The sequence below is a fragment of the Variovorax sp. GW821-FHT10D07 genome (assembly GCF_059415325.1).
In genome coordinates this window covers 34,647-56,948 of the sequence record NZ_JBWKMZ010000028.1, presented here as the reverse complement: position 1 = coordinate 56,948, position 22,302 = coordinate 34,647, and the positions used below count along the sequence as shown (strand labels likewise).

Here is a 22,302-nt window from a genome sequence, read left to right as displayed (position 1 = left end):
GGGTCGCCTTTCTTTGCTTACTTTCTTTGGCGAGACAAAGAAAGTAAGTCGCCCGCCGGGGCGAGACCCGGCCAACGCCCTTCGCAAGAAGAGCAAAGCCAAGAACAACCCAAACCCAGGAAGTCAACATAGAGCCAGCATCTCCAGACAAGCCCTCCGATGCGCCTCCCCTTGCGAAGGCTTCAACACCCGCCCGCCAACACGAACCCCATAGTCCACCCCCAACCGATCCGCCATCAACACCCAGGCACACAACCGAGAAACCCGCCCTTCGACATCACCCAACCCAGTAGCCTGCGCATCCAGCCAAAGCTCTTCGCGTTGCGTCTGCTGAGCATCCCGACTAACGAACTCCTCGGACCCCGCAGCCAACGCCTGCGCCGCCTTCTTCCAGACCACCAGCTTCAACGGATCCCCCCGCCGATAAGCCCGCACCCCGTCATACTCCCCAGCCCCCAGAGACCGCACAACAGAAGAAACAGCCGCAGACCCCGACAACGGCTCACCGGCAGGCAAGGGCGGCGGATGCACCTCAGGCGCCGGATACACCAGCATCCGAGAAGCCGGCCGCCACACCGTCCACACCCGAAAAGTGCCCAGCGGAAACCGCGTCTCCGCCGTCAACGCCGGCACCGGATGCAACCCCCTTCGCTCCGGCAGAAAAGCGATCTCCACCGTCGAACTGCCCTGCGCCGGCACATCGGTCCAGGCCCATTGCCCGCTGCCGCGCACCGCCATCCCGATCCCGTAGCGCACCCCGCGCCGCGCGTTGTGCAGCACCACCCGGAACACCGCCGCGCTCCCCGCGTAATGCGCATCGGGCGGCATCAGGTGCATCGCCAGCCCGCGCAACGTGCCGTGGCACACGTGCATGCCCACCGCCACGCTGCCCGCGAGCAGGAAGGTCAGCAGGTAGCCGAGGTTGAGCTGGTAATTGATCGACGCCACCAGCAGCACCAGCAGCGTGAGCGCCAGGGTCCAGCCGGCGCGCGTGGGCACGATGTAGACGTTGCGCTGCGTGAGCTCGAGCGTGTCCGACGGCGGCCGGCGCGAGAGGAACCAGCCGTCGATGCGCGAGCGGATGGCGCCGACGGCGTTCACGGCAGCGGCACCGCCGCGATCATCGCCCGCACCTGCTCGACCGCGCCGCGGCCGGCATCGCCGACCGGCGTGAGGCGGTGCGCCACGGTCTGCGGCAGCACGGCCTGCACGTCGTCGGGCGCGACGTAGTGGCGGTTGGCGAGCAGGGCCTGGGCCTTGGCGGCGCGCAGCACGGCGATGCCGGCGCGCGGCGACAGGCCCTGCAGGAACCAGCGGCCCGAACGGGTGGCGGCGATCAGGTCCTGCACGTAGTTCAAAAGCGGCTCGGCCGCATGCACCTGCTGCACGCGCTGCTGCAGCGCGGTCAGCTCGCCGGGCGTGAGCAGCGCGGGCAGGGTGGCCAGCATCTCGCGGCGGTCGATGCCGGACAGCAGCAGGCGCTCGGCGGCGCGGTCGGGGTAGCCGAGCGAGATGCGCATCAGGAAGCGGTCGAGCTGCGACTCGGGCAGCGCGAAGGTGCCGAGCTGGTCCTGCGGGTTCTGCGTGGCGATCACGAAGAAGGGGGTGGGCAGGGGGCGGGTCTCGCCCTCGATCGTGACCTGCTTCTCCTCCATCGCCTCGAGCAGCGCGCTCTGGGTCTTGGGGCTGGCGCGGTTGATCTCGTCGGCCAGCAGCACCTGCGAGAAGATCGGGCCCGGATGGAACACGAAGGCCTGCTGGCCGCGGTCGTAGATCGCCACGCCCGAGAGGTCGCCCGGCATCAGGTCGGCCGTGAACTGCACGCGCGAGAACTGCAGGCCGAAGGTGTGCGAGAGCGCATGGGCCAGGGTGGTCTTGCCGACCCCGGGCACGTCCTCGATCAACAGGTGGCCGCCGGCCAGCAGGCAGGCCACGCAGTCGCGCACCTGGGCCTCCTTGCCCACGATCACCGTGTTAAGCTGGCTCAGCAAAGTGGCAAGCTTCGCGGCAACGTCCATATTTGTATCCATATGCAAACGATACCGTAAGACCCGGCAGCCCCGCGCCGCGTGAGGTCTAGACGCGACACCGAGACATGGGCAAGACCGGTTACTTCACTCATCGCGACTGCTGGAAGCACGACATGGGCCGGGGTCATCCCGAATGCCCCGAGCGCCTGGATGCCATCGAGGACCGGCTGCTCGCCACCGGCGTCGGCGATGCGCTCGAGCGGCGCGACGTCCCGCTGGCCACGCTGCCGCAGATCACCCGGGCGCACAGCACCGAACACGTCGAATACCTCGAGGCGCTGCACCAGCGGCTGGTGGCCGACGAGCCGGTCGGCGGCCCCGACCATGCGCACATCGACCCCGACACCGCGCTCAACCGCTTCACGCTGCTGGCGGCCCGGCGCGCCGCCGGGGCGGCCATCGCCGCCACCGACGCGGTGATCGCCGGCGAGGTCGAGAACGCCTTCTGCGCCGTGCGTCCGCCCGGCCACCATGCCTGCCGCGAGCAGGCGATGGGCTTCTGCTTCCTCAACAACGTCGCGATCGCGGCGCGCCATGCGCTCGAGGTGCACGGCTTCGACCGCGTGGCCGTGGTCGACTTCGACGTGCACCACGGCAACGGCACCGAGAACATCCTGTCGGACGATCCGCGCGTGCTGATGGTCGGCTTCTTCCAGCACCCGTTCTATCCCTACAGCGGCACCGAGCATCCGGCATCGAACATGCTCAACCTGCCGATCCCGGCCTACACCAAGGGCATGGACGTGCGCGAGATGATCGAGGCGATCTGGATGCCCCGGCTCGAGGCGTTCCGGCCGCAGATGGTGTTCGTGAGCGCCGGTTTCGATGCGCACCGGGAAGACGATCTCGGGCAGCTCGGTCTCAACGAGAACGACTTCGCCTGGATCACCGACCGCATCCGCGACGTGGCGCGCCGCCATTCGCGCGGACGCATCGTCTCGATGCTCGAGGGCGGCTACAACCTCGACGCGCTCGCGCGCAGCGTGGAAGCGCACATCCGGGTGCTGGCCGACCTCTGATCCGAAGGGCGCGGGCGCACCCCGGTGGTGCGCCGAGCGCGCCGTGTGTGGGCCCGGCCCCTTTTGCTGCAAGAGATGAACTTCAACGACTTCACCCAACGACTCGCGCAGGTCGATGCGCGCGGCATCGCCATCGAGCTGGCCGCGCTCGCCGCCTGCATCGCCCTGGCCTGGGGCATCTGCCGCTGGTTCGGGCGCGACCAGCCCAAGGACTCGATCTGGTTCGGCGAGCGCACCTTCGACGGCGTGCTGTTCCCGCTCATGGCGCTGGTGTTCGCCGAGCTCGCGCGGCGGCTGGTGGCCGAGTACCAGACCATCCTGGTGCTGCGCATCGGCGTCTCGGTGTTCCTGTCGCTGGCCGTCATCCGGCTGTTCGCGCGCGTGCTGCGCGCCGTATTCCCGGCCTCCAATCTCGTGCGGCTGCTCGAGCGCACCATCTCGTGGCTGGCCTGGCTCGCGGCCGTGCTCTGGATCATCGGCCTGCTGCCGCCGGTGCTGGCCGAGCTCGACGACATCACGCTGGCCTTCGGCAAGACCAAGGTGAGCCTGCAGACCATCATCCAGGGCGCGCTGTCGGCCGGCCTGGTGCTGGTGATCGCGCTGTGGATCGCCTCGACGATCGAGAAGCGCATCCTGCGCGAGGCCGTCACCGACCTGTCGATGCGCAAGGTGGCGTCGAACGCGGTGCGCGCGCTGCTGCTGCTCGTGGGCCTGCTGTTCGCGCTGTCGGCGGTGGGCGTGGACCTCACGGCGCTGTCGGTGCTCGGCGGCGCGCTCGGCGTCGGCCTGGGTTTCGGCCTGCAGAAGCTGGCGGCCAACTACGTCAGCGGCTTCGTGATCCTGCTCGAGCGCTCGATCCGCATCGGCGACAACGTCAAGGTCGACACCTTCGAGGGCCGCATCACCGACATCAAGACCCGCTACACGCTGATCCGCGCCGGCAACGGCCGCGAGGCGATCGTGCCGAACGAGTCGCTGATCACCTCGCGCGTGGAGAACCTCTCGATCGCGGACCGCAAGTTCAACATCACGACCAGCATCGTGGTCGGCTACGAGAGCGACGTGGCGCAGGTGCAGGCCATCCTCTGCGATGCCGCCAAGGCCCAGTCGCGCGTGATGACCGACCCGGCGCCGGTGGCCTTCCTGATGAACTTCGCGCCCGACGGGCTGGAGTTCACGCTGAACTTCTGGGTCGCCGATCCCGACAAGGGCAAGGACAACCTGCGCTCGGCGATCAACGTCGCGATCCTCGAAGGCCTGCGCGCCGCGAAGATCGACATTCCCTATCCGCAGCGCGTGCTGCGTGTGGAGTCGCTGCCACCCGGGATTTCGCCGCCGGCGGACGCTGCTCTATAATCGAGGAAAAGCACGACCGTTCTTTTTTCGCCCCGCGGCGTGAATCGGAATCAGATCAGAGACGGCAAAGGTCGCGTCCTAGAATGACCGGTTGCTCTCGAAGCCCCCTTTTTGCAATCCCAATGGAGTCAAGTCAATGAAGGTTCTTGTGCCTGTCAAACGGGTCGTCGACTACAACGTGAAGGTGCGCGTCAAGAGCGACGGCACGGGCGTGGACATCGCCAACGTCAAGATGAGCATGAACCCCTTCGACGAGATCGCCGTCGAAGAGGCCGTGCGCCTGAAGGAGAAGGGCGTGGTGACCGAGGTCATCGCCGTCTCGTGCGGCGATGCCAAGTCGCAGGAAACCCTGCGCACCGCGATGGCCATCGGCGCCGACCGCGGCATCCTGGTCGAGACCTCGGAAGAGCTGCAGCCCCTGGCCGTGGCCAAGCTGCTCAAGGCGCTGGTCGACAAGGAGCAGCCGCAGCTGATCATTCTCGGCAAGCAGGCCATCGACGACGATGCCAACCAGACTGGCCAGATGCTGGCTGCCTTGGCCGACCTGCCGCAAGCCACTTTCGCTTCGAAGGTCGAAGTCGCCGGTGACAAAGCCAACGTGACCCGTGAAGTCGACGGTGGCCTCGAGACCGTCTCGCTCACGCTGCCGGCCGTCATCACGACCGACCTGCGCCTCAACGAGCCGCGCTACGTCACGCTGCCCAACATCATGAAGGCCAAGAAGAAGCAGCTCGATACCTTCAAGCCCGAGGACCTCGGCGTGGACGTCAAGCCGCGCCTGAAGACCCTGAAGGTCTCGGAACCGCCGAAGCGCGGCGCCGGCATCAAGGTGCCCGATGTGGCGACCCTGGTGGACAAGCTGAAGAACGAAGCCAAAGTGATCTGAGGAAGACAACGAACATGACCGCACTCGTCATTGCCGAACACGACCAGGCCAGCATCAAGCCGGCCACCCTCAACACCGTGACCGCTGCACTCGCCTGCGGTGGCGACGTCCACGTGCTCGTGGCCGGCGCCAACGCGGCAGAAGCCGCCAAGGCCGCTGCCCAGATCGCCGGTGTCACCAAGGTCATCGCAGCCGACAGCCCGAGCCTCGCCGAGAACCTGGCCGAGAACGTCGCGGCGCAAGTCCTCGCGATCGCTTCCAACTACAGCCACATCCTGTTCCCCTCGACCGCCAACGGCAAGAACGTCGCGCCGCGCGTGGCGGCCAAGCTCGACGTCGCGCAGATCAGCGACATCACCAAGGTCGACAGCCCCGACACCTTCGAGCGTCCGATCTACGCCGGCAACGCCATCGCCACCGTGCAGAGCAGCGATGCGACCAAGGTCATCACCGTTCGCACCACCGGCTTCGATGCGGCCGCCGCCACCGGTGGCAGCGCAACGGTCGAAACGGCCGAAGGCGTGACCGACAGCGGCAAGAGCAGCTTCGTCGGCCGTGAAGTCACGAAGAGCGAGCGCCCCGAACTGACGGCCGCCAAGATCATCGTCTCGGGCGGCCGCGCCTTGGGCAGCGCCGAGAAGTTCACCGAAGTGATGGCGCCGCTGGCCGACAAGCTCAACGCGGGCCTGGGTGCCAGCCGCGCCGCCGTCGACGCGGGCTACGCGCCGAACGACTGGCAAGTGGGCCAGACCGGCAAGATCGTCGCGCCGCAGCTGTACATCGCAGCGGGCATCTCGGGTGCGATCCAGCATCTGGCCGGCATGAAGGACTCCAAGGTGATCGTGGCGATCAACAAGGACGAGGAAGCGCCGATCTTCTCGGTGGCCGACTACGGCCTCGTGGCCGACCTGTTCACGGCCGTGCCGGAACTGGTCAAGGCGCTCTGATCGCGCCATTGCATTGAGCCAGAGGGCATCGTTCGCGATGCCCTTTTCACATCCGCAGTATCGGGAGACATGAGATGAGCTACACCGCCCCCCTCAAGGACATGCTGTTCGACATCGAGCACCTGGCCAACATCGGCGAGATCGCCAAGCTGCCCGGCTTCGAGGACGCCGGCCTCGAGACCGCGCAGGCCGTGCTCGAGGAATGCGCGCGCTTCAACCAGGACGTGATCGCGCCGCTCAACGTCGCGGGCGACCGCAATCCCTCGTCGTTCAAGGACGGCGAGGTCACGACCACGGCCGGCTTCAAGGAAGCCTTCGCGCAGTACGTGTCGGGCGGCTGGCAGGGCCTGCAGCATCCGGCCGACTTCGGCGGCCAGGGCCTGCCCAAGACCATCGGCGCCGCCTGCGGCGAGATGCTGAACTCGGCCAACATGAGCTTCGCGTTGTGCCCGCTGCTCAGCGACGGTGCCATCGAGGCGCTGCTGACCGCGGGCTCCGACGAGCTCAAGGCCACCTACCTCGAGAAGCTCGTGAGCGGCCAGTGGACCGGCACGATGAACCTCACCGAGCCGCAGGCCGGCAGCGACCTCGCGCTGGTGCGCAGCCGCGCCGAGCCGCAGCCCGACGGCAGCTACAAGGTCTTCGGCACCAAGATCTTCATCACCTACGGCGAGCACGACATGGCCGAGAACATCGTGCACCTCGTGCTGGCGCGCGTGAGCGGCGCGCCCGAGGGCGTGAAGGGCATCAGCCTGTTCGTGGTGCCGAAGTTCCTGCTGAACGCCGACGGTTCGCCGGGCGCGCGCAACGACGTGCACTGCGTGAGCATCGAGCACAAGATGGGCATCAAGGCCTCGCCGACCGCGGTGCTGCAGTACGGCGACCATGGCGGTGCCGTCGGCTATCTCGTGGGCCAGGAGAACCGCGGCCTCGAGTACATGTTCATCATGATGAACTCGGCCCGCTACGCGGTGGGCATGCAGGGCATCGCGATCGCCGAGCGCGCCTACCAGCATGCCGTGGCCTATGCCAGGGAGCGCGTGCAGAGCCGTCCGGTCGACGGCTCGATCAACGCCAGCGCGGCGATCATCCATCACCCCGACGTGAAGCGCATGCTGATGACCATGCGTGCCTACACCGAAGGCTGCCGCGCGATGGCCAGCGTGGCCGCCGCGGCCTACGACGCCGCGCACCACCATCCCGATGCCGACGCGCGCAAGCAGAACCAGGCCTTCTACGAATTCATGGTGCCGCTGGTCAAGGGCTACAGCACCGAGATGAGCCTCGAGGTGACCTCGCTGGGCGTGCAGGTGCATGGCGGCATGGGCTTCATCGAGGAGACCGGCGCGGCGCAGTACTACCGCGACGCGAAGATCCTCACGATCTACGAAGGCACGACCGCGATCCAGGCCAACGACCTCGTGGGCCGCAAGACCGCGCGCGACGGCGGCCAGACCGCCAAGGCCATCGCCGCGCAGATCGAGAAGACCGAGGCCGAGCTCGCGAAGAACGACAGCGCCGCCGCCAAGGCCGTGCTCAAGCGCCTGAAAGCCGCGCGCGAGGCCTTCGTCGAGGTGGTGGATTTCGTCGCGGGCCATACCAAGGCTTCGCCCAACGCGGTGTTCGCGGGCAGCGTGCCCTACCTGATGCTCGCGGGCAACCTGGTGGCCGGCTGGCAGCTCGCGCGTTCGTTGATCGTGGCGCAGGACCAGGCCTCGCACAACGTCGACGTCGACTTCATGCAGGCCAAGATCACGACCGCGCGCTTCTATGCCGAGCACATCCTCGCGAAGGCGCCGGGCCTGCGCGACAGCATCGTCGACGGCGCCGAGAGCGTGAACGCGCTGGCGCTCGAGGCCTTCTGACATCCGGACTTCCGTACGCGAAGGTCGCAAAGGTTACGCAAAGGACGCGAAAGAGAAATCAAAATTTGGTTTTGCTTTTGCACACTTCGCGGAATCTTCGCGTCCTCCGCGTCCGGCTGTCCGCTTCCGAATTCAACAACCCCTGAGACAACGACCATGTCGAAACTGCCCCCCGTGCTCGCGAACCTGCCGCTGCCGATCATCGGCTCGCCGCTGTTCATCATCAGCAACCCCAAGCTCGTGATCGCGCAATGCAAGGCCGGCGTGGTCGGCTCGATGCCGGCGCTCAACGCGCGGCCCGCGGCGCAGCTCGAGGAGTGGCTGATCGAGATCACCGAGGAGCTCGCGGCCTACAACAAGGCCAACCCCGACAAACCCGCCGCGCCCTTCGCCATCAACCAGATCGTGCACAAGAGCAACGACCGCCTCGAGCACGACATGGAGATGGTCGTGAAGTACAAGGTGCCGATCGTCATCACCTCGCTGGGCGCGCGCACCGACGTCAACGACGCGGTCCACAGCTACGGCGGCGTGACCTTGCACGACGTGATCAACAACAAGTTCGCGCAGAAGGCGATCGAGAAGGGCGCCGACGGCATCGTCGCGGTGGCGGCCGGTGCCGGCGGCCATGCGGGCATCAAGAGCCCGTTCGCGCTGATCCAGGAAATCCGCCAGTGGTTCGACGGCCCGATCGCGCTGTCGGGCGCTATCGCCACCGGCGGCGCGGTGCTCGCGGCGCAGGCCATGGGCGCGGACTTCGCCTACATCGGCACCGCCTTCATCGCGACCGAGGAAGCGCGCGCGAGCGACGCCTACAAGCAGGCCATCGTCGAGGGCACTTCGGACGACATCGTCTACTCGAGCCTGTTCACCGGCGTGCACGGCAACTACCTCGCGCCCAGCATCGTCAACGCCGGCATGGACCCGGCGAACCTGCCCGAGGGCGACGTGAAGACCATGAGCTTCTCGGGCGGCGATGGCAGCAAGGCCAAGGCCTGGAAGGACATCTGGGGCTCGGGCCAGGGCATCGGCGCGATCAGCGAGGTGTCGAGCGCCGGCGTCTTCATCGAGAAGCTCAAGCGCGAATACCAGGAGGCTCGCCAGCGGCTCGCGCTTTGAGAACGCGTTCCTAGCGTGAACGACCTGCCGGCCCCGGCGGCGAGTGCCGCGCCTGCTCCCGCCGCGCGGCGGGAGCGCATGCCGCTGCTCGACGCGGCCAAGGGCCTCGCCTGCGCGGTGATCGTCGGGCATCACTTGTCGCGCTACGGACCGATGCCCGCGGGCGCGTTGTCGCTCGCGCCCGATTTCCTCGGCTGGCTGGCCAGCGACGGGCGGCTCGCGGTCCAGATCTTCCTGGTGATCGCCGGCTTCCTCGCCGCGGCCAGCCTCGCGCCCGACGGGCTGCTGCGCATCGATCGCCCGCTGGTGCGCATCGTGCAGCGCTACGGCCGGCTGGTGATGCCCTACCTCGCCGCGCTCACCGTCTGCGTGCTGGTGGCGGCCGCGGTGCGGCCCTGGCTCGACGCCGACCTCGTACCGGCCTCGCCGAGCATCGGCCAGTTGCTCGCGCACGGGCTGCTGCTGCAGGACCTGCTGGGCTACGAGGCGCTGTCCACCGGCGTCTGGTACGTGGCGATCGACTTCCAGCTGTTCGCGCTGGCGCTCACGTTGATCGGCCTGCCGGCGCTGCTCGCGCCCTCGGCCGACCAGGCACGCCGGCCCGGCGAAGCCGCGCGCCGGCGCTGGCTCGCGGTGCTGCTGGTGCTCGGCGTGGCCGTCGCGTCGCTGGCGCTGTTCAACCGCGATGCCGAACTCGACGACACCGCCTTCTATTTCTTCGGCGCCTACGGCCTCGGCATGCTGGTGTTCTGGATCGGACGCGCCACGCGCGCGAGCACCTGGCAGAGCGCGGTCGCCTTGCTGCTGCTGGTGGGCACGGGCGCGCTGGCGCTCGAATGGCGCAGCCGCATCGCGACCGCGCTGGTCACGGCGCTGCTGATCGCGGTGGCGCAGCGGCGGCAGTGGCTGTCACCGCCGCGCTGGCCGCTGGCGGCGGTCGCGCTGCAGCGGCTGGGGCGCATGTCCTATTCGCTGTTCCTGATCCACTTCCCGGTGCTGCTCGCGGTGAATGCCGCCGTGGTGCGGCTCGGGCCGCACGCGCCCTGGGTCGACGGGCTCGGCATGCTCGCGACCTTCGGCCTGTCGATCGCCGCGGCCGCGCTGCTGTACCGCTGGGTCGAGACCCGGCCGGCCTCGTGGCGCGCCGTCGCCGCGCTGTTCGCGGGGCTGCTGATCAGCGGCATCGTCGTCTCGCACTGAGATCCCGCCGGCCATTGCGGCCGCACGCGTTCCTTCGTTGACTTGCGCCCGCCCGGCGAAGCGGGCAGGCTTCGCCGTGCTCGCTGTCCGGTCAGGTTTTCGGTATCATTGTGGAAATTTCAGTAAATACTGAAAATTCACGAAATCAAAAACAGATGAACCCTTCCGCCCACCGTCGACCCCTGCGTGCCCTGGCCCGGCCGGAGATCGGCGGCGTGGTGCAGGGCGCGGCCGCGCTGTTGTGGCTGCCGCAGGCGGCGCTGCTGGCCTGGGCGGTGCAGGCGCTGGCCGATGGCGGCGGGCTGGCCGCGGTGCTGTGGCCCGCGCTCGGCATCCTCTTGTTCGGCTGGCTGCGTGCCGCCTGCGAAGCCTGGGGCGCGCGGCGCACCTTCGGTCGGGCCCGCGCTCGGCTCTCGGACTTGCGCGCCCAGGCCGCGGAGGCACTGGCCGGTGCCTCGCCGCTCGACCGCGGCCGCGTGCCCTCGGGCCTGGCCGCGAGCGCGCTGGCCGAGCAGGCCGAGGCGCTGGTGCCGTACCTGGTGCGCTACCAGCCCGCGCGCTGGCGCGCCACCGTGGTGCCGCTCGCGATCCTCGCCGCGGTCGCGAGCCAGACCTGGGTGGCGGCGCTGGTGCTGCTGTTCGCGGCGCCGCTGATCCCGCTGTTCATGGCCATCGTCGGCTGGCGCGCCAAGGCGGCCAGCGAGGCGCAGATGGTGCAGATGGGCGGCATGAACGCCTTCCTGCTCGATCGCCTGCGCGGCCTCGCGACCCTGCGCGCGCTCGGCGCGGTCGATGCCACCGCGGCGCGGCTCGCCGACTCGGCGCAGTCGCTGCGCGAACGCACCATGGCCGTGCTGCGCATCGCCTTCCTGTCCTCGGCCGTGCTCGAGCTGTTCTCGGCGCTGGGCGTGGCGATGGTGGCGGTCTACGTCGGCTTCCATCTGCTGGGCACGCTGGGCTTCGGCACCTGGAACGGGCCGCTGAGCCTGGGCCAGGGCCTGTTCGTGCTGCTGCTCGCGCCGGCCTTCTTCGAACCGCTGCGCGAACTCTCGGCCGTGTGGCACGACCGCGCGGCGGGCGAGGCCGCGCTCGAGGCGCTCGAGGGCCTGCAGCGCGAGGCGCTGCCGCTGCCGGGCGCCCACGCGCCGGACGTGCACGTGGTCTCGATGCAGCCCTCGAACGCCGCGCCCTCGGTGGTCGTGCACGACCTGCACTTCGCATGGCCCGGCGAATCGCGCCACGTGTTCGAAGGCCGTGAGCTGCGCGTCGCCGCGGGCGAGCACATCGCGCTGGCCGGTGCCAGCGGTGCCGGCAAGACCGCGCTGCTGTCGCTGCTCGCGGGCCTGGTGCCGGCGCAGCAGGGCGAGATCCTGATCGGTGGCGTGCCGATGAACGACCACACCGCCGCCGCGCTGCGCGCGCGCATCGGCTGGATGGGCCAGAAGCCGCACGTGTTCGCGGGCCCTGTCGCCGCCAATGTCGCACTGGGCCGCGCGCTCGACGCGGGCAGCGTCGAGGCCGCGATGCGCTTCGCGCAGCTCGAGCCTGTCGCGCAGGCGCACCCGGGCGCGGCGCTGGGCGAGGGCGGCCTGGGCCTGTCGGGCGGCGAGGCCGTGCGCCTCGCGCTGGCGCGCATCGCGGTCCATCCGCAGGCCGACCTGCTGCTGGTCGACGAGCCCACCGCCCACCTCGACACCGAGACCGCGCGCCGCGTGGCCGATGCGCTGCTCGCGCTCGCGCGCGGCCGTACCCTGATCGTCGCGACGCACGACCCTGCGCTGGCCGCGCGCCTGGACCGCGTCGTGCAGCTCGGCGCCGATGCCGCGGAGAAGGCCGCATGAAGCCGAACACGCATCGTCACGCCGGCGAGCTGCGCCTGGTGCTGCGCCCCTTCTTCGCGGCCCAGTCGCGCGCCTTGCGCTGGGGCGCGCTGCTGGCCGCGGTGACCGTGCTCACGGGCATGGCGTTGCTCGGCCTCTCGGGCTGGTTCATCACCGCCACCGCGCTCGCGGGCCTGCATGCGGCCACGGCCTTCACCTTCGACGTGTTCGCGCCCTCGGCCGGCATCCGGCTGCTGGCGCTGGGCCGCACCGCCTCGCGCTACGGCGAGCGGCTGGTCACGCACGACGCCACCTTCGGCGCGCTGGCCGCGCTGCGCGTGCGGCTGTTCCGCGGCTGGGCGCGGGCCGAGGCGGCGCGCGCGCTGGCGCTGCGACCCGCGCGCCTGCTGTTCCGGCTCACGAGCGACATCGATGCGCTCGAATCGCTCTACCTGCGCCTGCTGGTGCCCGCCGCCGCCGCACTCGGCGCCGCATTGCTGGCCGGCGTGGTGCTCGGCACGATGCATGCCGCGATGGGCGCGGCGCTCGCGGCCTGGCTCGTGGCCGTGGGCTGGGGCCTGGCCTTCGCGGTGTCGCGCCGCGCGCGCCGTCCCGCCCTGCGGCGCGCGCGCGCCATCGAGACGCTGCGCGAGCGCGCGGCCGACCTGGTGGCCGGCCAGACCGAGCTCGCGATGGCCGGCCGCCTCGACGCACAGCGCGAGGCGCTGGCCGCGGCCGACCGCCGGCTGGCGCGCGCCGACCTCGCGCTCAACCGTCTCGAGAGCACGGCCGGCCTGGCCTATGGCGGCGCGGGCACGCTCACGCTGGTGGCCGTGCTGCTCGCGGTGGCGGCGCTGGTGGGCGAGGGCGCGATCGGCGCACCCGCCGCCGCGCTCGCGCTGCTCGTGGCGCTTACCGCGCTCGAACCCTTCGCCGCGCTGCGCCGCGGCGCGCTCGACGCGGGCCGCACCTGGCTCGCGGTGCGTCGCCTGGCACCGCGCATGGCGCAGGACGATGCGCCCGTCGCGCCAAGGCTCCCGGAAGACGCATCGCTCGCGCTGCGCCTCACGGCCATCGAGGCCTTCCATCGCGCCAGCGCCGTGCCCGCGCTCGAAGACCTCTCGCTGGCCATCGCCGAAGGCGAGCGCGTTGCCATCGTCGGCCCCAGCGGCAGCGGCAAGTCCACGCTGCTCTCGGTGATCGCGGGCGAACTCGCGCCGCGCCGGGGCGAGGTGGCCGCGCTGCCCTGCTGCCTGCTGACCCAGCGCACCGAACTGTTCGAGGACACGCTGCGCGACAACCTGCGGCTGGCCGATCCCACCGCCGACGACGAACAGCTGTGGGCCGTGCTGCAGGCCGCGGGCCTGGCCGACGACGTGCGCGACCTGTCGGCCGGCCTGTCCACGCGCCTCGGCGAGGGCGGCCTCGGCCTCTCGGGCGGCCAGTCGCGCCGCCTCGCGCTCGCGCGCCTCATCCTGCGCCCGGTGCCGCTGTGGCTGCTCGACGAGCCCACCGAGGCGCTCGATGCCGCGGTCGCGCACGACGTGCTGCAGCGCCTCGCGCGCCATGCCGAGGGCCGCACGCTCGTGATCGCCACCCACCTGCGCCGCGAGGCCGCGCTCGCCGACCGGCTGCTGCGCATCGAGGACGGCCGCATCGCCGCCGACCTGCGGCGCGGCAGCGAGGCCTTCGAGCACGCGCTGCGGCAACTGCGCGCCGATTGAACGACACCGAAGCAACGCCAACCACCCCACCACGAAGAACACAGGGAACACAAAGGAAGCCATCATGGATCTCGACATCGTCGCCTTGTCGCGACTTCAATTCGCCGTCACGGCGCTCTACCACTTCCTCTTCGTCCCGTTGACGCTGGGCCTCTCGGTCGTCATCGCGATCATGGAGACCGTCTACGTCATGACGGGCCGCGTGATCTGGCGCGACATGACGAAATTCTGGGGCGTGCTGTTCGGCATCAACTTCGCGATGGGCGTCGCCACCGGCGTGGTGATGGAGTTCCAGTTCGGCATGAACTGGAGCTACTACAGCCACTACGTGGGCGATATCTTCGGCGCGCCGCTGGCCATCGAAGGCCTGATGGCCTTCTTCATGGAGGCGACCTTCGTCGGCCTGTTCTTCTTCGGCTGGGACCGGCTCTCCAAGGTCGGCCACCTCGCCACCACCTGGGCCGTGGCCATCGGTTCCAACTTCTCGGCGCTGTGGATCCTGATCGCCAACGGCTGGATGCAGAACCCGGTGGGCGCGGCCTTCAATCCGCAGACCATGCGCATGGAGGTCACCGATTTCGCCGCCGTGCTGACCAACCCGGTGGCGCAGGCCAAGTTCGTGCACACGGTGTCGGCCGGCTATGTCTGCGCGGCGGTGTTCGTGCTGGGCATCTCGGCCTGGTACCTGCTCAAGGGCCGCCACATCGAGCTCGCCAAGCGCTCGATGACGGTGGCCGCCTCCTTCGGCCTCGCGGCCTCGCTGTCGGTGGTGGTGCTGGGCGACGAGAGCGGCTACCTCTCGACCGAGCACCAGAAGATGAAGCTCGCTGCCATCGAGGCCATGTGGGAAACCCAGCCCGCGCCCGCGGCCTTCACCGCCTTCGGCTTCCCCGACCAGGCCGCGCGCGAGACCCACTACGCGATCCACATCCCGGGCGTGATGGGGCTGATCGGCACGCGCTCGCTCACCACCGTGATCCCGGGCATCGACGAGCTCGTGAAGCGCGCCGAGGCGCGCATCCGCGAGGGCATCAAGGCCTACGACGCGCTGCAGAAGATCCGCGAGGCCGGCGGCAAGCCGGTCACGCAGGGCGTGCGCGACGCCTTCGAGAACAACGGCGTCGACATGGGCTATGCGCTGCTGCTCAAGCGCTACGTGGACGATCCGCGCCAGGCCACCGACGAGCAGATCGCGAAGGCGGCCTGGGACACGGTGCCGCAGGTGGCGCCGCTGTTCTGGCTGTTCCGCATCATGGTGGGCATCGGCATGCTGCTGATCCTTTTGACCGGCACTTTCTTCGTGCTGTCGGCGCGCCGTACGCTGGACCGCCATCGCTGGCTGCTCAAGGCCGCGGTGCTCGCGATCCCGCTGCCGTGGATCGCGGCCGAGGCCGGCTGGCTGGTGGCCGAGTTCGGCCGCCAGCCCTGGGTGATCGAGGGCGTGCTGCCGACCGCGGTGGCGGTTTCGAACATCGGCATCAAGTCGGTGCTGTTCACGCTCGCGGGCTTCGTCGCCATCTACACCGTGCTGCTGGTCATCGAGCTCAAGCTGATGGTCAAGGCGATCCGCAAGGGGCCGGTCGCCGAGCACTCGCCCGACGAGGGCGATGCGCGTTCGCACGCTCCGCCCGCCCACGCCGTTTCGACCACCGGGAGCGCCGCATGATCCTCCACACACTCCTCGACTACGACACCCTGCGCTTCATCTGGTGGGCGCTGATCGGCGTGCTGCTGGTCGGCTTCGCCGTCACCGATGGCTTCGATCTCGGCAGCGGCATGCTGCTGCCGTTCGCGGCGCGCAACGACGTCGAGCGCCGGCTCGTCATCAACAGCGTGGGCCCGGTCTGGGAAGGCAACCAGGTCTGGCTGATCCTCGGCGGCGGCGCCGTGTTCGCCGCCTGGCCGCAGCTCTACGCCGTCTCGTTCTCGGGCTTCTACCTCGCGATGTTCGTCGTGCTCTCGGCGCTGATCCTGCGGCCGGTGGCCTTCAAGTTCCGCAGCAAGCGCGAGTCGCCGCAATGGCGCGCGCGCTGGGACGGCGTGCTGTTCTTCAGCGGCCTGGTGCCCGCGCTGATCTTCGGCGTGGCGGTGGGCAACGTGCTGCAGGGCGTGCCGTTCCGCTTCGCGACCGACATGCACATCCACTACGACGGCAGCTTCTTCGGCCTGCTGAATCCGTTCGCGCTGCTGTGCGGGCTGGTGTCGGTGGCGATGATGGCGATGCACGGCGCAGCCTGGCTGCAGCTGAAGACCGCCGGCCCCGTGGCCGAGCGCTCGCGCCGCTACGGCATGGTCGCGGCCGCCGCCACCATCGTGCTCTACGCCGCGGCGGGCTTCTGGATGGCCTCGGCCATCGGCGGCTACCGCATCACCAGCGTGGTCGATACCGTGGGACCATCGAATCCGCTGCTCAAGTCGGTCGAGCTGCAGGCCGGTGCCTGGTTCGCGAACTACGCGGCCCACCCCTGGACCCTGGCCGCGCCGGTGGCCGGCTTCGCGGGCGCGCTGCTGGCGCTGGCCGGGCTCGCGCTGCGGCGCGAACTGCTCGCGCTGCTGGCCGGCGCGCTCGGCATCGCCGGCATCATCCTGAGCGTGGGCGCCTCGATGTTCCCGTTCATCCTGCCGTCCTCGATCGATCCGCGCGCCAGCCTCACCGTGTGGGACTCGTCCTCGAGCCACCTCACGCTGTTCATCATGCTGGTGGTCACGGCCATCTTCATCCCGCTGATCGTGGCCTACACGACCTGGGTCTACCACGTGTTGTGGGGCAAGGTCGACGAGAAGGCGATCCGCGAGGAACGCGGTCACGCGTACTGATTGCAAGGAAGGAAAAGAACGATGTGGTACTTCGCCTGGATCCTCGGCCTGCCGCTGGCGGCCGCCTTCGCGGTGCTCAATGCGATGTGGTTCGAGCTGATGGCCGACGACGCCGTCCGCAAGGAGAAATTCGAGACGCGCGAAACGCCCGAAGGGCAGGAGCGGCTCTAGCCCTTCGCGCGCCGGCGCGCGGCCGCGCCGGCGACGCCGAGCAGCTCGCGCCGGAAGTGCTGGCCGAAGATGTTCGCGAGCTCGTTCTGCGAGGCATGCGGCGGGCGCAGCTCCGCGAACGAGAACTCGATCTTCTGCGCGAGCTTGCGCACCTGGCAGCCCGCGCGCCGCGCGAGCTCGGCCGAGAAGGGCTCCACGATCGCCACGCCCAGCCCCTCGGCCACCAGGCCGCTGACCGAGGCCGACCAGCTCGCATCGAGCACCATCTCGCGCTCGACGTTCTCGTTCTTGAACAGGGCGTCGGTCTTCAGCCGCGTGGTGTTGCCGTTGGCCAATGAGACGAAGCGCTCGCCCTCGAAGTCCTTCGCGCGCACCACGCGCTTGCCGGCCAGCCGGTGGCCTGCGGGCAGCAGGCAGACGCAATCGAGGTGCATCACCTCGCTGGTCACCACCTGGTGGGTGTCGATCGGCGTCATCGCATAGCCGATGTCGAACAGGCCCGTCGCCACCAGGCCCACGACCTCCGCGGAGTTGTAGGTCTCGAGCGAGATGCTGACCTCGGGGCACTGTTCGTTGAAGCAGCGGATCACGCGCGGCAGGAACACCGTCGTGAGCGCGGCCATCGCGACGATGCGCAACTGGCCGTGCCGCCGCGAGCGGATGCGCTCCGCCGTGCGGCTGATGCGGTCGAGTCCCACGAAGGCGCGTTCCACCTCGGCATAGAGGGCCACGGCTTCCGGCGTGGGATTGGCGCCGCCCTTGCCGCGCGTGAACAGCGGGAAGCCCAGTTCGTCCTCGAACTCGCGAACGATCTTGCTCACGGCGGACTGGCTCACGAAGAGCATGTCGGCCGCGCCCGTCATGCTGCGCGTGAGCATCACGGCCCGGAAGACTTCGATGTGACGCATCGAATTCATGTATGAGATCCTGGAATGGATAGGTGAAAAATGGTTCGTTGACCGAATTCTAGGGTTCTCTTGTAATCGTTCGCACCCCTTGGCACTCGAACGAAAGACATGAAATCACTCGTCAGCGGACTGCTGCATGAACCCCTGGCCGACGCCGCGCAGCAGGCCATCTTCCGACCCTGGATCACCGACGCATTCGCGGCCGTGCTGCCGCATCTCACGCAGGTCAACCAGGCGCACCTGGTGATGCTGGTCGACCGCGGCCTGATGGACGCGCCCTCGGCCGCCATGCTGTTGCGCGCGATCGCTCGGCTGCAGGGCGAAGGCCCCGCGGCCTTTGCCATCGACGCGAGTCTGGAGGACGTCTATTTCAATTACGAGGCTGAGCTGATCCGCCGCGTCGGGCAGGGCATCGGCGGGCGTGTGCACATGGCGCGCAGCCGCAACGACCTGCAGTCCACGCTCGACCGCATGCGTGCGCGCCGCAATGCGATGTTGCTGCTCGAAGAGGTCTGCAGCCTGCGGGCCGCGCTGCTCGCGAAGGCCGAGCGTTTCAGCGACTGCGTGATGCCGGGCTATACCCATCTGCAGCATGCGCAGCCGATCACCTTCGGCTTCTACTTGCTGGGCATCGAGCAGTCGCTGCAGCGCGACACGCGGCGCCTGTTCGAGGCCCACGAGACGATCAACCGCTGTCCGCTGGGGGCCGGTGCCCTGGCGGGCACGACCTTCGCGATCGACCGCGAACAGACGGCGCGGTTGCTGGGCTTCGATGGCGCGGTGCCGCATGCGCTCGATGCGATCGCCTCGAAGGATGCGATCCAGCAGTTGCTGGTGGCCGGCATGTTCCTGAGCATCAGCTTCGGGCGCATGGCGCAGGACTTCTACCAGATGTCGACCTACGAGTCCGGCATGCTCGAGCTGCCGGACAGCCTCGCGATCACCTCGAGCATCATGCCGCAGAAGAAGAACCAGGCCGTGCTCGAGTTCGTGAAGGGTCGGCAGTCGCATGTGCTCGGAGCCGTCGTCACCGCATTCGGTGCGTTCCGCGGCACGCCGTTCTCGCATGTGCTCGACGGCAACGCGGACAGCCTGCGATGGGCCTGGCCCACGCTCGATGGCCTGGCGAGCCTGCTGCCCGTGGTGCGGCTCGTGGTCGAAGATGCCGAGCCGCAGCCCGAGCGCATGCGGCACCTGGCCGCAGCCAATTTCTCGACCGCGACCGATCTCGCGGATTTCCTGGTCGGCACGCTGGGCCTGGCCTTCAAGGAAGCGCATCACGTGACCGGCCGCATCGTCCGGCTCGCGCTGGAGCGCGGCCTGCTGCCGGGTCAGGTCGACGCGGCGCTGGTCGCCGAAGCCTCGATGCAGGCGCTGGGCCGCGAGATCGCGATCCCCGATGCGACGCTGGCCACCGTGCTCGATCCCGCGCGCGCGGTCGAGCGCCGCGTCGGTTGCGGCGGGCCGTCCCCATCGGACACGGCCGCGTTGGCGCGGGCCGCTGGCGAATGCCTGTCGTGCGATCGGCGGCGCGTGTCGGAACTCGAGCAGGCCGCGCGCCACGCCACGCGCGAACTCGACGAGCGCGTGCAGGGCCTGATCGCCAGCGCTGCGAACTGAAGCCTTTCCCACCATCGAACAAGGAGACAGACAATGACTTTCCCCCTCTCGCGCCGCGCGCTGCACGCGCTCGCCGCCTGCCTTGCGCTGTGCGCTTCGGCCCCCGCGTTCGCCGACGACACGGTGAAGGTGGTCGTTCCCTTCGCGGCCGGCGGCACGCAGGACCTCGTGGCGCGCGTGATCGCACCGGCCCTGTCGAAGGCGCTCGATGCCAGCGTCATCGTCGAGAACCGCGCCGGTGCCGGCGGCACCATCGGCATGGCCTATGTCGCGAACAGCGCGGGCGACGGCCGCACCATGGCGCTGGTGTCCTCGAGCCATCACATCAATGCAGCGCTCTATCCGAAGGTCTCCTACGACGCCGTCAAGAGCTTCGCGCCGGCCGCGCATATCGGCAAGACCGGCTTCGCGCTGATGGTGTCGGCCGCGGTGCCGGCGCGCAATGTGGCGGAGTTCGTCGCCTATGCCAAGGCCAATCCCGGCAAGCTCAACTACGCCTCGGCGGGCAACGGCAGCGCCACGCACCTGGGCATGGCCTACCTCTGCGCGGTCGCCGGCCTGCAGATGCAGCACATCCCGTTCAAGGCCACGGGCGAGGCGCTCAACGAGGTCCTGTCTGGGCGCGTGCAGGCCATCATGCCGGCCTCGATCGGCGCGCTGGCCTACCTCGACGATCCGCGCATCCGGGTGCTGGGCCTGACATCGCCGGTCGGGCGCGAAGGCGCGCTGGCCAGGCTCAAGACGCTGTCGGAGAGCGGCGTGCCGCAGTTCAACTACGACTCCTGGTACGGGCTGCTGCTGCCGGCCACCACGCCCGCGGCGACGGTCGAGAAGATCAACCAGGCCGTGGCCCGGGTGCTGGCCGATCCCGCGGTGGTCGCGGCGCTCGACAAGGCGGGGATCGTGCCGATGAAGATGAGCACGGCCGAGTTCAAGGCCTTCGCGGCGAAGGACGCGGCCGAGATGCGGCAGCTGGTGCAGGTGTCGGGCGCGAAGGTCGAGTAGGCCCGCCGGGCCGGCCCGGCTACTCGGCAGCCTTCTTCTTCGCGGCCCGTCCGCCCGTGATGCGGTCCTTGAGCGTCAGCACCCGCGTCACCGTCGCGCCCATGCCCATGAGCTGCATCGCGGTCTCGGGCGACAGCCGCTGCACGTCGTCGAACCACTTCATCAGCCGGTCGATCAGGTCGTGCATCTCGCGCATGCGCTCCTGGGCATGGCGCTCGGCCTCGCTGTGGGGCGACTCGAGCAGGGCATTGCGCAGCATCGAGAGCGTGGGCTCGATCTCGCGGCGGCGGCGTTCCTCGGCCAGCACGCGGAAGATCTCCCACACGTCCGACGGGGCCTCGAAGTATTCGCGCCGGTCGCCGGGCTGGTGGCGCAGGCGCACCAGGCGCCAGGCCTGCAGCTCCTTCAGGCCCATGCTCACGTTGGAGCGCGAGAACTCCAGCAGCTCGGCGATCTCGTCGGCATTGAGCGGACGTTCCGAGAGGAAGATCAGCGCGTAGATCTGGCCGACGGTGCGGTTGATGCCCCACTTGCTGCCCATCTCGCCGAAATGGGCGACGAACTGGCGGTTGAGCGGGGGCAGGTCGGAGGTGGGAGGCATGGGGCGATTGTCGCCCGGGCGTTGCGGCCGTTCCGGAACCTTCTGAAAACTCAGGGCGTCGGCGGGGAATCGCCGCCGCCCGCCGCGGCCACGCGGCGCCGGTACGAACCCGGCGCGCCGCCGGTCCAGGTCTTGAAGGCGCGCTGGAAGGCCGCGCTGTCGGCAAAGCCCAGCTCCGCGGCCAGCGCCGCTAGCGGCACCGCGCTGGTGGCCAGCCGCACGATCGCCACGTCGCGCCGCAACTGGTCCTTGAGCGCCTGGAACGAGGTGCTCTCGGTCGCCAGGTGGCGCTGCAGGGTGCTAACCGACATGTGCAGGCAGGCGGCCACGGTCGCGAGGTCGGCCCAGGCCGGGCGCTTCTGCTGCAGGATCTCGCGCACCTTGGCGCTGATGGGCTGCTCGGCCAGCCGCGGCAGGATCACGTTGCCGGGCGAGGCCGCGAGGAAGTCGCGGATCGCATGCGCGTCGCGGTGCATCGGCGTGCGCAGCGCCTCGGCGTCGAACCACACGGCCGAGCAGGGCTGGCCGAAGCGCAGGGTGCCCGGGAACACCTTGGCATAGCCGGCCGCGTAGGGCGGCAGCGCGAAGCCGAAGTCGAAGCGCCGCGCCGCCAGCCGCCCGCCGTGCAGCCAGGCCAGCAGGCGCCAGTACACGCGCAGCATCAGCTCGTGCAGGAAGTTCTGGTGGCCGATCGCGGGATTCTCGATCGCGATGCCGAAGCCCGCGAGCTCGCCCTCGCGCAGCAGCACCAGCCGCAGGTCGTCCTGCAGCAGGCTGAAGGTGTGGGCCACGCGGCGCAGCGCATGGCCGAAATCGGGGGCGCCGAGCGTGGAGCGCGCGATCAGCGCCAGGCTGCCGCGGCGCATCCGGCGCGTGAGGAAGCACAGCGACTCGTCGTCGAGCCGGTCCATCAGCAGCGCGAACAGCGCCACGTACTGCTCGGCCGTGACGCGCGCGCCCGGCTCGGCCAGCAGCGGCGGCGGCACGCCCGCGTCTTCCAGCGCCCGGTCGATGTCGATGGGGGCGGCGGCGCCGCGGGCACGGATGCCGGAGAGCATGCCTTCGACGAAGGCGATCGGGATGGTGACGGGCGGTTGCAGCATGGGAGAGGGCGATTCGACCGTACACGGGACGCGGCGGGCCGTCGATTGACGTTTTCTGCAATGCGAACGACGCGAAGCGCAATCGCCGGCCCGGGCCCGGATTTCTACCAT

Annotated in this window: 19 protein-coding genes; 14 read left to right on the top strand and 5 right to left on the bottom strand. The window is 69.5% G+C overall.

The window, feature by feature from the left end:
* Window positions 1-123: 123 nt before the first annotated feature.
* Window positions 124-1,101: a DUF58 domain-containing protein gene (locus AC07PU_RS41330; protein WP_093356149.1), complete on the bottom strand. Its 978-nt coding sequence runs from the start codon at window positions 1,099-1,101 to the stop codon at window positions 124-126.
* Complete coding sequence (locus tag AC07PU_RS41325) at window positions 1,098-2,018, bottom strand: AAA family ATPase (protein WP_495323558.1); 921 nt, start codon at window positions 2,016-2,018, stop codon at window positions 1,098-1,100. The genes AC07PU_RS41330 and AC07PU_RS41325 overlap by 4 nt, the downstream gene beginning before the upstream one ends.
* A gap of 77 nt (window positions 2,019-2,095) precedes the next feature.
* On the opposite strand from AC07PU_RS41325, the gene AC07PU_RS41320 reads away from it, so the two are divergent.
* The 12 genes from AC07PU_RS41320 (at window position 2,096) to cydX (ending at window position 16,954) form a co-directional block, all read left to right on the top strand.
* Window positions 2,096-3,049: a histone deacetylase family protein gene (locus AC07PU_RS41320; RefSeq protein ID WP_093356145.1), complete on the top strand. Its 954-nt coding sequence runs from the start codon at window positions 2,096-2,098 to the stop codon at window positions 3,047-3,049.
* Window positions 3,050-3,124: 75 nt separating this feature from the next.
* Window positions 3,125-4,405, top strand: coding sequence for a mechanosensitive ion channel family protein (locus tag AC07PU_RS41315; RefSeq protein WP_093356142.1), 1,281 nt, complete (start codon window positions 3,125-3,127; stop codon window positions 4,403-4,405).
* A 136-nt stretch (window positions 4,406-4,541) separates the two neighbouring features.
* Window positions 4,542-5,291, top strand: a complete 750-nt coding sequence (locus AC07PU_RS41310) for an electron transfer flavoprotein subunit beta/FixA family protein (RefSeq protein WP_203201717.1) — start codon at window positions 4,542-4,544, stop codon at window positions 5,289-5,291.
* A 14-nt stretch (window positions 5,292-5,305) separates the two neighbouring features.
* Complete coding sequence (locus AC07PU_RS41305; RefSeq protein ID WP_495323557.1) at window positions 5,306-6,238, top strand: electron transfer flavoprotein subunit alpha/FixB family protein; 933 nt, start codon at window positions 5,306-5,308, stop codon at window positions 6,236-6,238.
* Between the two features lie 74 nt (window positions 6,239-6,312).
* Window positions 6,313-8,103 (top strand): acyl-CoA dehydrogenase, encoded by a 1,791-nt coding sequence (locus tag AC07PU_RS41300; RefSeq protein WP_495323556.1) that lies wholly within the window; start codon window positions 6,313-6,315, stop codon window positions 8,101-8,103.
* 156 nt (window positions 8,104-8,259) lie between these two features.
* Complete coding sequence (locus AC07PU_RS41295) at window positions 8,260-9,222, top strand: NAD(P)H-dependent flavin oxidoreductase (RefSeq protein WP_093355778.1); 963 nt, start codon at window positions 8,260-8,262, stop codon at window positions 9,220-9,222.
* 78 nt (window positions 9,223-9,300) lie between these two features.
* Complete coding sequence (locus AC07PU_RS41290) at window positions 9,301-10,422, top strand: acyltransferase family protein (protein ID WP_296789385.1); 1,122 nt, start codon at window positions 9,301-9,303, stop codon at window positions 10,420-10,422.
* Between the two features lie 155 nt (window positions 10,423-10,577).
* Window positions 10,578-12,263, top strand: coding sequence for a thiol reductant ABC exporter subunit CydD (gene cydD, locus AC07PU_RS41285; RefSeq protein WP_495323555.1), 1,686 nt, complete (start codon window positions 10,578-10,580; stop codon window positions 12,261-12,263).
* Window positions 12,260-13,966 (top strand): amino acid ABC transporter ATP-binding/permease protein, encoded by a 1,707-nt coding sequence (locus AC07PU_RS41280; RefSeq protein ID WP_495323554.1) that lies wholly within the window; start codon window positions 12,260-12,262, stop codon window positions 13,964-13,966. The genes cydD and AC07PU_RS41280 overlap by 4 nt, the downstream gene beginning before the upstream one ends.
* A 64-nt stretch (window positions 13,967-14,030) precedes the next feature.
* Window positions 14,031-15,632 carry a cytochrome ubiquinol oxidase subunit I gene (locus AC07PU_RS41275; RefSeq protein WP_495323553.1) on the top strand — a complete coding sequence of 534 codons (1,602 nt, stop codon included), beginning with the start codon at window positions 14,031-14,033 and terminating at the stop codon, window positions 15,630-15,632.
* On the top strand, window positions 15,629-16,783 hold the full coding sequence (gene cydB, locus AC07PU_RS41270) for a cytochrome d ubiquinol oxidase subunit II (protein ID WP_495323552.1): 1,155 nt from the start codon (window positions 15,629-15,631) through the stop codon (window positions 16,781-16,783). The genes AC07PU_RS41275 and cydB overlap by 4 nt, the downstream gene beginning before the upstream one ends.
* Window positions 16,784-16,804: 21 nt before the next feature.
* Window positions 16,805-16,954 (top strand): cytochrome bd-I oxidase subunit CydX, encoded by a 150-nt coding sequence (gene cydX / locus AC07PU_RS41265; RefSeq protein ID WP_296799786.1) that lies wholly within the window; start codon window positions 16,805-16,807, stop codon window positions 16,952-16,954.
* On the opposite strand, the gene AC07PU_RS41260 is transcribed toward cydX, so the two are convergent.
* On the bottom strand, window positions 16,951-17,871 hold the full coding sequence (locus AC07PU_RS41260) for a LysR substrate-binding domain-containing protein (RefSeq protein WP_296799787.1): 921 nt from the start codon (window positions 17,869-17,871) through the stop codon (window positions 16,951-16,953). The genes cydX and AC07PU_RS41260 overlap by 4 nt on opposite strands.
* Window positions 17,872-17,970: 99 nt before the next feature.
* On the opposite strand from AC07PU_RS41260, the gene argH reads away from it, so the two are divergent.
* The gene (argH, locus tag AC07PU_RS41255) at window positions 17,971-19,482 is read left to right on the top strand and encodes an argininosuccinate lyase (RefSeq protein ID WP_495323551.1); all 1,512 of its coding nucleotides are present in this window, start codon (window positions 17,971-17,973) and stop codon (window positions 19,480-19,482) included.
* A gap of 33 nt (window positions 19,483-19,515) precedes the next feature.
* Window positions 19,516-20,487: a tripartite tricarboxylate transporter substrate-binding protein gene (locus AC07PU_RS41250; RefSeq protein ID WP_495323550.1), complete on the top strand. Its 972-nt coding sequence runs from the start codon at window positions 19,516-19,518 to the stop codon at window positions 20,485-20,487.
* 19 nt (window positions 20,488-20,506) lie between these two features.
* On the opposite strand, the gene AC07PU_RS41245 is transcribed toward AC07PU_RS41250, so the two are convergent.
* Both AC07PU_RS41245 and AC07PU_RS41240 read right to left on the bottom strand, forming a co-directional pair.
* Window positions 20,507-21,088, bottom strand: a complete 582-nt coding sequence (locus AC07PU_RS41245; protein WP_495323549.1) for a GbsR/MarR family transcriptional regulator — start codon at window positions 21,086-21,088, stop codon at window positions 20,507-20,509.
* Window positions 21,089-21,138: 50 nt separating this feature from the next.
* Window positions 21,139-22,191 (bottom strand): AraC family transcriptional regulator, encoded by a 1,053-nt coding sequence (locus AC07PU_RS41240; protein WP_495323548.1) that lies wholly within the window; start codon window positions 22,189-22,191, stop codon window positions 21,139-21,141.
* Window positions 22,192-22,302 lie beyond the last annotated feature (111 nt).

Coding starts and splice junctions, on each gene's coding strand:
- AC07PU_RS41320 (WP_093356145.1), top strand. CDS start 2,096: ATGGGCAAGACCGGTTACTTCACTCATCGCGACTGCTGGAAGCACGAC.
- AC07PU_RS41305 (WP_495323557.1), top strand. CDS start 5,306: ATGACCGCACTCGTCATTGCCGAACACGACCAGGCCAGCATCAAGCCG.
- AC07PU_RS41275 (WP_495323553.1), top strand. CDS start 14,031: ATGGATCTCGACATCGTCGCCTTGTCGCGACTTCAATTCGCCGTCACG.
- AC07PU_RS41290 (WP_296789385.1), top strand. CDS start 9,301: ATGCCGCTGCTCGACGCGGCCAAGGGCCTCGCCTGCGCGGTGATCGTC.
- cydB (WP_495323552.1), top strand. CDS start 15,629: ATGATCCTCCACACACTCCTCGACTACGACACCCTGCGCTTCATCTGG.
- cydX (WP_296799786.1), top strand. CDS start 16,805: ATGTGGTACTTCGCCTGGATCCTCGGCCTGCCGCTGGCGGCCGCCTTC.
- cydD (WP_495323555.1), top strand. CDS start 10,578: ATGAACCCTTCCGCCCACCGTCGACCCCTGCGTGCCCTGGCCCGGCCG.
- argH (WP_495323551.1), top strand. CDS start 17,971: ATGAAATCACTCGTCAGCGGACTGCTGCATGAACCCCTGGCCGACGCC.
- AC07PU_RS41245 (WP_495323549.1), bottom strand. CDS start 21,088: ATGCCTCCCACCTCCGACCTGCCCCCGCTCAACCGCCAGTTCGTCGCC.
- AC07PU_RS41240 (WP_495323548.1), bottom strand. CDS start 22,191: ATGCTGCAACCGCCCGTCACCATCCCGATCGCCTTCGTCGAAGGCATG.
- AC07PU_RS41315 (WP_093356142.1), top strand. CDS start 3,125: ATGAACTTCAACGACTTCACCCAACGACTCGCGCAGGTCGATGCGCGC.
- AC07PU_RS41280 (WP_495323554.1), top strand. CDS start 12,260: ATGAAGCCGAACACGCATCGTCACGCCGGCGAGCTGCGCCTGGTGCTG.
- AC07PU_RS41250 (WP_495323550.1), top strand. CDS start 19,516: ATGACTTTCCCCCTCTCGCGCCGCGCGCTGCACGCGCTCGCCGCCTGC.
- AC07PU_RS41310 (WP_203201717.1), top strand. CDS start 4,542: ATGAAGGTTCTTGTGCCTGTCAAACGGGTCGTCGACTACAACGTGAAG.
- AC07PU_RS41260 (WP_296799787.1), bottom strand. CDS start 17,871: ATGAATTCGATGCGTCACATCGAAGTCTTCCGGGCCGTGATGCTCACG.
- AC07PU_RS41325 (WP_495323558.1), bottom strand. CDS start 2,018: ATGGACGTTGCCGCGAAGCTTGCCACTTTGCTGAGCCAGCTTAACACG.
- AC07PU_RS41300 (WP_495323556.1), top strand. CDS start 6,313: ATGAGCTACACCGCCCCCCTCAAGGACATGCTGTTCGACATCGAGCAC.
- AC07PU_RS41295 (WP_093355778.1), top strand. CDS start 8,260: ATGTCGAAACTGCCCCCCGTGCTCGCGAACCTGCCGCTGCCGATCATC.